The 4,260-nt window shown below is 68.5% G+C and carries 4 protein-coding genes; 1 reads left to right on the top strand and 3 read right to left on the bottom strand.

The window, feature by feature from the left end; genetic code table 11:
• Together ACK59X_RS08675 and ACK59X_RS08670 are read right to left on the bottom strand one after the other, a co-directional pair.
• Positions 1-979: histidine kinase dimerization/phospho-acceptor domain-containing protein (locus ACK59X_RS08675; protein WP_409956522.1), on the bottom strand; the 979-nt coding region annotated here is incomplete at its 3' end.
• On the bottom strand, positions 979-1,689 hold the full coding sequence (locus ACK59X_RS08670) for a response regulator (protein ID WP_409956520.1): 711 nt from the start codon (positions 1,687-1,689) through the stop codon (positions 979-981). The genes ACK59X_RS08675 and ACK59X_RS08670, both read right to left, overlap by 1 nt.
• An 89-nt stretch (positions 1,690-1,778) precedes the next feature.
• Here ACK59X_RS08670 and ACK59X_RS08665 point away from each other — a divergent pair, with 89 nt between their 5' ends.
• Positions 1,779-2,519 carry a phosphatase PAP2 family protein gene (locus tag ACK59X_RS08665; RefSeq protein WP_409956518.1) on the top strand — a complete coding sequence of 247 codons (741 nt, stop codon included), beginning with the start codon at positions 1,779-1,781 and terminating at the stop codon, positions 2,517-2,519.
• A gap of 12 nt (positions 2,520-2,531) precedes the next feature.
• On the opposite strand, the gene pyk is transcribed toward ACK59X_RS08665, so the two are convergent.
• Positions 2,532-3,968, bottom strand: a complete 1,437-nt coding sequence (pyk, locus tag ACK59X_RS08660; RefSeq protein WP_409956516.1) for a pyruvate kinase — start codon at positions 3,966-3,968, stop codon at positions 2,532-2,534.
• Positions 3,969-4,260: the final 292 nt, after the last annotated feature.

Genomic DNA, 4,260 nt, shown 5'->3' with positions numbered 1-4,260 from the left:
AGACCGCGCGGCCGATGGCCGCCAGGTCCAGCGGCGCCTTGGCCTCGTGCAGCTCGGCCCGGCTGGTGCGCGCCAGGGCCAGCAGTTGGTTGAGCACATGGCCGGCGCGCAGCGCGTCCTGGCCGATGCGGGCCACCGCCTGGGCCTGGGCCTCGATGTCCAGCCCCTTGTCGAGCGCGCTGGCCTGCAATGCAATCGACGACAGGGGCGTGCGCAGTTCGTGCGCCACCTCGTTGGCGAGGCGGCGCTCGCGTGCCATGGCGGCCTGCTGGCGCTCCAGCAGCGTGTTGATGGACGCCACCACCGACTCGAACTCGCTCCAGGCGCGCCGGGCGGTCAGCCGCTCGGCGCTGGCCGGGTCTAGCGAGGCCACTTCGCGCGACAGCTCGTACACGTGGCGCAGCCCACGCCACAGCGCCAGTCCCAGCGCCAGGGCCACGACGGGCAGCAGCCACAGGCCGGGCTCCACCATCTGCTCGGCGATGTCCTCGGCCAGGTCGTCGCGCTCACCCAGTTCCAGCAGCACCACCACCTTGCGGCTGCGGTCGGCCGACCACTGGGAAAAGCTGCGCCACACCGTCGCCTTGGGGCCCAGCGTGAGGTTGGAAAAGCCTTCGGCCGCACTGAAGGCGGGCAGGGGAGCACTGCCAGTGTGTGCCAGCAGGCGGCCCTGGGCGTCCCACTGCACCACGCTCAGCGACTGCTGGTAGTCGTGCGCCTTGAGCCAGGGCATAGCGGCCCGCTGGGTGGTGTTCTCCACATCCACCGACTCGGACGCGCGCAGGTTGAGCAGCAGCGCCGCGACGCTGGCCAGGTGGCCGTCGGTCAGTTCGTCGGCCTCGTGGATGCCGGTCTGGTAGCCCAGGTAGACAAAGCTGGCCCACACCAGGGCCAGGGCTCCCAGCGACCACAGCAGCAGCTGTCGGGTGAGCGAGGCGCTGCCGGCCACGCGCAGCAGGCGCCGGCCCCAGGCCTTCATCATCCGGTTTTCTCCTGCGGCATGAAATAGCCCACGCCGCGCATGGTCTGGATGCAGGCGCTGCCCAGCTTGCGGCGCAGGTGGTGGATGTAGACCTCGATGGCATTGCTCTCGATGGCCACGTCCCAGCTGTACAGGCGCTCTTCGATTTGCTGGCGCGAGAGCACGCGGCCACGTGCATCCATCAGCACCCAGAGCACCGAGAACTCTCGCGGCGACATCTCCACCGCTTGCCCGGCCTGGAGCACCGTGCGCGCCCCGGGGTCCAGCTCGATGTCGCCATGGCGCAGCGTGGGGGTGGCGCGGCCGGTGGCACGGCGCAGCAGGGCGCGCAGCCGGGCTTCGAGCTCATCGACGTTGAAGGGCTTGACCAGGTAGTCGTCGGCCCCCAGGTCCAGCCCGGCGATGCGCTCGGTCACGTGGTCGCGCGCCGTGAGGATCAGCACCGGCGTGGCCGGGTCGGGCAGTGCCACCGCAGCCTGGGCCCCGGCGGTCGCGGCAGGGCTGGCACGCAGGCGGCGCAGCACTTCGCTGCCGTCGCCGTCCTTCAGGCCCAGGTCCAGCAGCACGGCATCGAAGCGCTCGGCGCGCAGGGCCGCCCAGGCGCCCGCCACGCCATCGCACACATCGACGGCGTAGCCACGCTGCTGCAGGTTGGTCCGCAGGCCGCTGGCAATGCCGGCATCGTCTTCCACGACAAGGATTCGCATGCGCGCATTGTGGCAGTCCCGCGCAGCCTGCGCCCAGGCCGCCGCAGGGGTTTAAGACGGCCTTAAGAGCGGATTCCTATCGTCGCCCCATGCGCCTGCCTTCCTCGCCCCTTGACCCCGCCCTCCCCCCGTTCTCCGCACAGCGGCGCATCGCGGCCTGGACACTGGCCTGCCTGGCCCTCGTGGTGCTGTGGGACTTCCTGGGCCAGGACCGGTCGCTGGCCCGTCCCTTTGGCGATGCCTCGGGATTTCCGATGCGCGACCAGTGGTTCTTCGTGCACGTGGCGCACGAAGGGGCGCGACGGGTGGGCTGGTTGCTCGTCTTGCTGCTGGCACTCGGCGTGTGGTGGCCCCTGGGCCCGCTGCGCCGCCTGGACATGGGTGAGCGCCTGCAGTGGGTGGCGAGTGCGCTGCTCGCACTGGCCGCGGTGGGCATCGCCAAGAACCTGAGCAGCACCAGTTGCCCCTGGGACCTGGCCGAATTCGGCGGCGTGGCGCGCTATGCCTCGCACTGGGCCTGGGGCCTGGTGGATGGCGGCGGCGGCAGGTGCTTCCCCGCCGGCCATGCCTCGGCCGGTTTCGCCTTCGTCGGGGGCTGGTTCGCCCTGCGGCGCTCGCAGCCGCAGGCGGCGTGGGCCTGCCTGGCGGCTTCGCTGGCGGGGGGTTTGCTGCTGGGCCTGGCCCAGCAGGCGCGGGGCGCGCATTTCATGAGCCACACTCTGTGGTCAGGCTGGCTGTGCTGGACCGTCGCCTGGATGTGCGACCTTTCCGCACGTGTGCTGCGGGACCGCATGGCCCGGACGCCGGGCACTGCGGCCCCCGCGGCCTGAGCCCCCCCGGGATCAGCCCGCGCGGCAGATCTTGAGCTTGTTGGTGCCGCCGGGCGCGCCCATGGGTTCGCCGCAGGTGATGGCGTAGACGTCGCCCTTTTGCACGATGTTGCGCGTCTTGAGGTGGCCTTCGGCCTGCTCCAGCGCTGTGTCGCGGTCGGCGCTGGTGTCCATGAGCAGCGGGCGCACATTGCGGTACATAGCCATCTTGCGCTGCGTGGCCACCTTGGGGGTGAGCGCATAGATCGGGATGTGGATGCGGTGGCGGCTCATCCACAGCGCCGTGGCGCCGCTGTCGGTCATGGCCACGATGGCCTTGGCGCCCAGGTGGTGCGCCGTGAACAGCGCGCCCATGGCGATGGACTGGTCGATGCGGCCAAAGGTCTGGCCCGTGAAATCGGCATCGAGGGGGTGGTCCTCGGCGGCCTCGGCGGCGGCGCAGATGGTGGCCATTTCCATCACGGTTTCGAGCGGGTACTTGCCCGCCGCCGTCTCGGCGCTGAGCATCACGGCATCGGTGCCGTCGAGCACGGCATTGGCCACGTCGCTCACCTCGGCGCGCGTAGGCACGGGGTTGGTGATCATGCTCTCCATCATCTGCGTGGCGGTGATGACGACCTTGTCCAGGTCGCGCGCCATGCGGATCATCTTCTTTTGCAGCGCTGGCACGGCGGCATTGCCCACTTCCACGGCCAGGTCGCCACGCGCGACCATGATGCCGTCGCTCACGCGCAGGATGGCTTCGAGGTGCGGAATTGCCTCGGCGCGCTCGATCTTGGCGATCAGGCCCGGCTTGTGGCGGAACTCGGACGCCGCCACGTTGCACAGCTGGCGCGCCATCTCCATGTCGGTCGCGTTCTTCGGAAAGCTCACCGCCACGTAGTCGGCCTGGAAGCTCATCGCGGTGCGGATGTCCTCCATGTCCTTGGCCGTGAGCGCGGGTGCCGTGAGGCCGCCGCCCTGCTTGTTGATGCCCTTGTTGTTGGACAGCTCGCCACCCAGCTTGACGGTGGTGTGCACCTCTTCACCCCGCACGGCGTCCACGGTGAGCACGATGAGGCCATCGTTGAGCAGCAGCACGTCGCCGGCCTTCACGTCGCGCGGCAGTTCCTTGTAGTCGAGCCCCACGCCGTTGATGTCACCCGGTTCGGTGCGCGAGGCATCGAGCACGAATTTCTCACCCGGCACCAGTTGCACCTTGCTCTCGGCGAACTTGCCGACGCGGATCTTGGGGCCCTGCAGGTCGGCCATGATGGCCACTTCGCGGCCGGCGCGCTGCGCGGCGGCGCGCACCGTGGTGGCGCGGTCGATGTGGTCCTGCGCCTTGCCGTGGCTGAAGTTCAGGCGCACCACATTGACGCCTGCACGGATCATGGCCTCCAGCAGTTGCGGGTCGCTCGATGCGGGACCCAGGGTGGCAACGATCTTGGTGGCGCGGCGGATTTGCATGGGCTTGTCTCTGCGGGTTATGTAATTGAATTTCAATTTTCACACGAAACCAGTTACATGCGGATTACCACCTGATCGGCAGGCCCATCCACCCACCAGCCATTATTTCCAAAACTGGAACAGACAGTTCGCGACTGGCTGGTTTTTCTCTGAACACGTGCGGCGTACAGTTCAACCCATCGATGAGCCGAACCCGCAAGGCGACTCACCGAACCCGGTTCAGGAATGGTTTCTGTCCCGGCTTTATTGAGACGCTTCTTTTTCTTCAAAGGATTTCATCATGAACACGACC

Source organism: Acidovorax sp., assembly GCF_046339755.1.
In the GTDB taxonomy this organism is placed as follows: domain Bacteria; phylum Pseudomonadota; class Gammaproteobacteria; order Burkholderiales; family Burkholderiaceae_C; genus Acidovorax.
This window is presented reverse-complemented; position numbering and strand designations above follow the sequence as displayed.

Coding starts and splice junctions, on each gene's coding strand:
- ACK59X_RS08670 (WP_409956520.1), bottom strand. CDS start 1,689: ATGCGAATCCTTGTCGTGGAAGACGATGCCGGCATTGCCAGCGGCCTG.
- ACK59X_RS08665 (WP_409956518.1), top strand. CDS start 1,779: ATGCGCCTGCCTTCCTCGCCCCTTGACCCCGCCCTCCCCCCGTTCTCC.
- pyk (WP_409956516.1), bottom strand. CDS start 3,968: ATGCAAATCCGCCGCGCCACCAAGATCGTTGCCACCCTGGGTCCCGCA.